At 65.0% G+C, this 6,559-nt stretch carries 5 protein-coding genes; all 5 read right to left on the minus strand.

Features of this window, described 5'->3' with window-relative positions; genetic code table 11:
• Positions 1-55: 55 nt before the first annotated feature.
• Positions 56-778, minus strand: coding sequence for a glutathione S-transferase (locus AC54AF_RS26765; protein WP_496639007.1), 723 nt, complete (start codon positions 776-778; stop codon positions 56-58).
• A gap of 22 nt (positions 779-800) precedes the next feature.
• Positions 801-1,220: a Cu(I)-responsive transcriptional regulator gene (cueR, locus tag AC54AF_RS26770; RefSeq protein WP_496639008.1), complete on the minus strand. Its 420-nt coding sequence runs from the start codon at positions 1,218-1,220 to the stop codon at positions 801-803.
• Position 1,221: 1 nt separating this feature from the next.
• Positions 1,222-3,666 (minus strand): heavy metal translocating P-type ATPase, encoded by a 2,445-nt coding sequence (locus AC54AF_RS26775; protein ID WP_496639009.1) that lies wholly within the window; start codon positions 3,664-3,666, stop codon positions 1,222-1,224.
• A 107-nt stretch (positions 3,667-3,773) separates the two neighbouring features.
• Positions 3,774-4,508 (minus strand): FecR family protein, encoded by a 735-nt coding sequence (locus tag AC54AF_RS26780; protein WP_496639010.1) that lies wholly within the window; start codon positions 4,506-4,508, stop codon positions 3,774-3,776.
• Between the two features lie 4 nt (positions 4,509-4,512).
• A partial coding sequence (locus AC54AF_RS26785; protein WP_496639011.1) for a YDG domain-containing protein occupies positions 4,513-6,559 on the minus strand: 2,047 nt, incomplete at its 5' end.

A 6,559-nucleotide genomic window follows, 5' to 3' on the forward strand; every position in this document is an offset into this window, starting at 1 on the left:
TTATTGAAAGCAACGCTGGGAGCATTCCCACATCTGACGGTGACATAGCCTTTTTTTATCCGTCCAGCTCGGGGTAATGGCGGAAGATGCCTTCCTCATTGAAGGCGATTCTGCGCTTCGACTTCAGGTAGCGGGCAATGTTCGGGCGCGCCGCCACCGTATCGTGCAAGTCAGACAAGGCAGGATAGGCGGGCGCCAGGCGCGCCATGGCTTGCGGAAACGCATAATGCAGGCCGGCCAGCATCTGGAACAGCGACAGGTCGCCATACGTGAGCTTTGCGCCCAACAGATACTGGCCGCGGCTGTTCAGCAAGATCTGGGTGAAATAATCGAGGAATTTGGGCAAACGCGTTGCGCGGAAATCCGCGCTGCGCAGCATGGCCGCCTGCTGTTGCTCTTCATAATATTGGTTCATCGACAGCGGATGGTGCGTGTCGTGCACTTCGGTCAGCCAGTCAGCCATGGTCAGCTGCAGCTGGTTCAGCCACAGGCGCCCGCTTTCCGCGCGCGGCGCCAGGCCCAGGCGCCGGCCCAGGTACAGCAGGATATTCGTGGTCTGACCGATCAGCACGTCGCCATCGCGCAGCACGGGCGGCGCGAAGGCGGCCTGTGGCGTGCTATCGCCATCGAGGCAGGCCAGCACGGCGGGAACGCCTTGCCCCTGGCGTGCAGGCAAACGGGCGATATCGCGGTAGTCGGCGCCCGCCTCTTCCAGGGCCAGCCGGATGAATTCGCCGCGCCCCTGTATCGTGGGCCAGTAATACAGTGCATACGCCATACCCTACCTCCCTTGATTTACCTCAATGGCAACAGGCTTTCGCTTCCGCGTCACCAGCCAGCCCCAGGCTTTGCAGGATGGGGCAATCGGGCTTGTCGTCGCCGTGGCACGATTGCGCCAGGTGGGCCAGGGTATCGCGCATTTCCGTCAGTTCGGCGATGCGCTTGTTGAGCTCGGCGACGTGGGCCAGGGCGATGCCTTTCACGTCCGCGCTGGCGCGCTGGTCGTTTTGCCACAGCGACAGCAGCTCGCGGATCTGTTCCAGCGAAAAGCCCAGCCCCCGCCCGCGCTTGATAAATCGCAAGGCGTGCAAATCGTTCGGCGTGTAGATGCGGTAGCCGGCATCGCTGCGCGCGCTGGGTTTTAACAATGCAATACTCTCGTAGTAGCGTATCATTTTTGCCGACACGCCCGTTTCGCTTGCCGCCTGACCGATATTCATCCTATGACTCCTTGGTATGCGCGCTGCGGGCTTTCCAGCGCCGCAGCAACAGGGCATTGCTGATCACACTGACGGAACTGAAGGCCATCGCCGCGCCCGCCACCATCGGGTTGAGCAGGCCGAAGGCGGCCAGCGGAATGCCGATCAGGTTATAAATGAAGGCCCAGAACAGATTCTGCCGTATCTTGCTGTAGGTGCGGCGCGAGATATCGATGGCGTCCGCCACCAGGGCCGGATCGCCACGCATCAGGGTGATGCCTGCCGCATGCATGGCCACGTCAGTGCCTGTCGACATGGCGATGCCCACGTCGGCCGCCGCCAGTGCAGGCGCATCGTTGATGCCGTCGCCCACCATGGCCACCTTCGCGCCCTCGCCTTTCAGCGCGACAATTTTAGCGGTTTTATCGGCCGGCAGCATTTTCGCCGCCACCATGTCGATGCCCAGCAGTTTGCCGACGGCATCCGCGCTGCCTTGATTATCTCCCGTCAACATCACCGTGTGGATGCCCAGGCTGTGCAGATGGGCAATGGCCGCCTGCGCGTTCGGCTTGACCTGGTCGCTGAAGGCAAACAGACCCAGCAGTTCCGATCCCGACGCCAGCCATGAAATCGTGTTGCCCGTCGCTTCCAGTGCCTGCGCTTGCGCGGCCAGCGGCGCCATGTCCACCTGTAACTCCTGCATCAGCCGCGTGCTGCCCAGTTTCAACTCCAGGCCATCGACGTGGGCCGCCAGACCGCGGCCCGGCAAGGCCGACAGGCCCGTGGCTGGCAAGGGTTCGATGTGGCGCGCGGCCGCCGCATCGAGCACGGCCGTAGCCAGGCTGTGCTCGCTGCCGCGCTGGATGCTGGCCGCCAGTTGCAACAGCCGCGCGTCGTCGAGGCCATGCGCATGCAGAGCCGCCAGGGCAGGCTTGCCCACCGTCAGGGTGCCCGTCTTGTCAAACACGACGGTATCGACGGCGTGCGCCACCTCCAGCGCTTCCGCATCCTTGATCAGGATGCCGTAGCGGGCAGCCACGCCCGTGCCGGCCATGATGGCCGTCGGCGTGGCCAGGCCCAGCGCACAGGGGCAAGCGATGACCAGCACGGCCACGGCATTGATGATGGCGTTCTCCAGCTCGCCGGTAGCGAACCACCAGCCCAGCATGGTCAGCAGCGCCAGCAGCAGCACCACGGGCACAAAGATCGCGCTGACCTTGTCGACCAGATGCTGGATCGGCGCCTTGGCGGCCTGCGCATCTTCCACCAGGCGGATGATGCGCGACAAGGTCGTCTCGCCGCCCACGGCCTGCGTGCGCACCAGCAACAAGCCATCGGCATTGATGGCGCCGCCTGTGACCTTGTCGCCCGGATGCTTATCGACCGGCAAGCTTTCACCCGTGATCAGCGATTCGTTGATCTGGCTGGCGCCTTCCACCACGACACCATCGACGGCCACCCGTTCACCGGGACGTATCACCACCAGGTCGCCCACTTTGACCTGTTCCACGGGCAAGTCCAGCTCGACGCCGTCGCGGCGCACGCGCGCCGATTCCGGACGCAAGACTTGCAGTGCGCGAATGGCCGAGGCCGTCTGGCGCTTGGCGCGGCTTTCCAGCCATTTGCCCAGCAACACCAGGGTGATGACGACGGCCGACGCCTCGAAATATAGGTGCGGCAGCATCGCGCCCGGGGTCGACAACTGATCCAGCCACTGGTAGACGGACAAGCCGTACGCGGCGCTCGTGCCCAGCGCCACCAGCAGATCCATATTGCCGCTGCCGGCGCGGGCCGCCTTCCAGCCCGCCTTGTAGAAACGTGCGCCAAAGTAAAACTGCACGGGCGTGGCCAGCGCAAATTGCAGCCAGCCTGGCAGCATCAGATGGATGCCGGCCCACTCGAGCAGCATGGGCAGCATCAGGGGGAAGGCCAGCACGGCCGCGAACGCCACTTTCATGCCGTCGCGGTTCGGCGCCACAGCGGGCGCGCCGGCCTGGCTGGCGGCGGGCACCGTGGCCGCATAGCCGGCCTTGTCGATGGCGGCGATCAGGGTGCCCGCCTCCAGGCCGCCCGTCACCTTGATGCGCGCGCTTTCTGTGGCCAGGTTGACGCTGGCGGCCAGCACGCCCGGCACCTTCAGCAAGGCTTTTTCCACCCGCCCCACGCAAGAGGCGCATGTCATGCCGGCGATATTCAGGTCGATCTCGCGCTGCGCTACCGTGTAGCCAGCCTTTTCCACGGCCGCCTGCAAGGCGGCCAGGGAAATCGGCGTGCTGGACGTGACTTTGGCCATTTCCGTGGCGAGGTTGACGCTGGCCTGGCTCACGCCAGGCACGGCGGCCAGGGCCTTTTCCACGCGGCCCACGCACGAGGCGCAGCTCATGCCTTCGATGGCCAGCGCCTGCGCATGCACGGCGGCGGGAGGGGGGGGACTGGAATTGGCGGGAGCGAGTGCGGTCTGGTTCATGGCAGATCCTGTACGAAAGAGTAACGAATAGGGCCAGGATCTGCTATCCAACGATGGGAAGGTCAAGCCCTATTTGTGGCGTGCGCCGGACTTGCCTATCACGAAGGTCAGCGCACGATGCAATCGACAGCGCCTGCTGCATTGGCACCGAAAGCGGCGCCCGCGCTGGGCGGCGGCGCCGAAAATGCTGGCGGCGGCGTGAACGGGATGCCGGGATTGACGGGCAACAACACGGGCGGCTGCCTGAAGTTGGGCGTAAAGCCGAACTGGCCGGCGGCGATATCGAGCGTACCGCCTGGATTGCTCACCACGATTTGTCCGGTGGTCACCGACGTGTACAGCCCTGGCGCAAGGGTCGGCCCTGCCGGCGATCCCGTTTTGGGTAGCGGCGGCCCCGGGGCTTTGGAGCCACCGGCGCTGATATATTCGGCAGTGAAATACGTGCCGCGAATGCCGATGGTGGCTGCCGGCGTCTTCATCTCGAAGCGCTCCTTGTTGCGCTTGCCCAGCAGCCCCGTGACGGAGCGCAAGCCCCCCTTGAGCAAGCTGAAGATGGCGTGATCGCCGTCGGGCTGCTCGGCCGTGTAGCTGAATTGCTCGATCACGACACTGGTATTCGGCTTCAGGGTGATTTCGCTATTGTCGATCAGCTTGATCAAGGCATAGGTTTCCTTTTCCGTCAGCAAGGTGTCACCCTGCTCGACCTCGGACTTGATGGCGAGGATTTTCACCTTGCCATCGGCCTTCTTGGCCATCAGCGGACCGCTCAATTGCATGACGGTACCGGCCACCTGTCCGGCCCAGGCGTGCGCGCCCAGGCACATCAGGGCCAGCCACAGCATGGCCTTAGTTGCAGAACGTTTTTTTAATAGAGTCATTGTCTTTGTATCCTGTTGATTTACCTGTGGCGCCGGCACCATCCTTGCTGTCTTTTTTCTTGTCGTCAGGCTTGGCGGTCGGCGTGAAAGCGAGCGCAAGGTTGGCGCGGTCGGCCTGCTTGATAATGCGCAAGGCGTTGTCGATGGCCGTGCTCGTGGCGGCGTCGATCACGGGCTTGTCGATGGTCGTGGCGGGCAGGAAGATGACGTCCGGCATGGCCACCGCACCGTTCAGTGCCAGCAAGCTGACGTTGGCGCGCTGGCGGTTGACGCGCACGCCCGGCGCACCCGTGATACTGCCCGTTGTCGCCAGCACGCTCATGCTGGCCGCTGCCGGCAAGGCGACGCTGGCCGTGTCCGCAAAGCGCACATTCGCGCCCGCGCTGGCGGCAAAATTGCCGCCGCCGAGAACCTTGGCATTGCCTTCGACGCGGATGTCGCCGCCGGCCACCAGGCTGATGTCGCGCGCCGCCGCCAGCTGTGCGCCGTCGCCCAGCAGCACGTCCGTGCTGGCATTGAGGGCGATGTCCCTGCCCTCGATCTTGCCGTTGACGGAGACGGGGCTGTGCGCCGTCAAGCTGACGTTGCCACCATTCGCATTGATGTTGCCGGCCGCGATGCCGCCCGTATTGTCGATGGCGATATTGCCCGCGCCCGTGGTCAGCGTTCCCAGAGTCAAGGTGCCCGGCGCCGAGGTATTGTTCAACGCAATGCCCCCCCCTGCACTATTGCTGGCGGTAAAACTGCCCACCTGGTTGCCCGCATTGCCCAGCACGATGCCATCGCGCGCTTGCGCAGCCAGGCTGCTGGCGAGCAGCGCGCCGTCCTGGCCGATGGCGCCGTTCAGGGCGCTCAAGCGTACTTCGTTCGCCGCCAGGCTGGCGAAGCGCAAGTCGCCAGCCGCTTGCGTGATGGCGAGTTGGCCCGCCAGACGGATGGCGCCGGCCGTCTGATTAAAACTGTTGGCGACGAGCAAGTTCCCATTGCCGCTCAGCATGCCGCCGCCTTGCGCGTAACGGTCGGCCGACAGGCTGCCGTTCAGCAGCAAGCTGCCGCCGTTGATTTCCAGGCCGGCCAGGCCGCCCAGCACGGAGATATCCAGCGCACTGTCACCGAGGGTCAGGCTGCCGCCCGTCAACAGCAAGCCCGTCGCCGCATTCAAGTTCTTCAAGATGGTGCTGCCGGCCGCCGCGCTGTAGGTGACGATGCCCTTGCTGTTGCCAAAGTCGACAGCCAGCACGTTCGCGCCTTCCGGCACCACGCCGCCGTCCCAGTTGGCGGCATCGCTCCACAAGCCGCTGCCACTGCCGACCCAGGTCGACAATTGTTTTTGCGCTATCGTGGCCTGCGCCGTGCCGCCCGTCGTTTCCAGCGCGTAGTTGCCCGCATCGGCGCCAGCCAGGCGGAAACCGCTGGCCGTCACCAGCTTGCCGGCGCCCGCGTTCTTGTCGGCAAAGCTGCCGCTGCCACCCACCACGCTGACCACATCCTGGCCCAGCACGCCGCTCACCGAGGCGCTGACCGTCGCGGAAGTCGTACCGTCATAGACCTTGCCGGCGGCGCTCAGGCTTGCCAGGGTCAGGCTGGCGGGCGTAATGCTGGCCAGCAGGCCCGTCGGCAAGACGATAAAATAATTGCCCGCATCGGCACCCGTCAGCGCCGCGCCGCTCACCTGCACGGCCTTGGCCGCGCCCACGTTCTTGTCCGCAAAATTGGCCACGACCGACGCCGTCACGCTGTCGCCGGCGACGCGGTCATCGCCCAGGCTCAGCTGCGCGCCCGTCGTGCCATCGTAGACCTTGTTGCCCGCCACGCCGGACAGGTTCAGCGCGCGCGCGCCGATGTCGGCCGTGGTGCTGCCTGCATTGCTGCTCAGCACATAGTTGCCCGCGTCGCCGCCGCTCAACGCCACGTCCGTGACATTGACGGCCTTGCCGGCACCCGCGTTCTTGTTGCCAAACGCGGCGCTGCCGCTCACGCTCAAGGCGTCGCCCTCGATGCGGTCGTCGCCAAAG

Source organism: Janthinobacterium sp. JF4 (assembly GCF_059617925.1).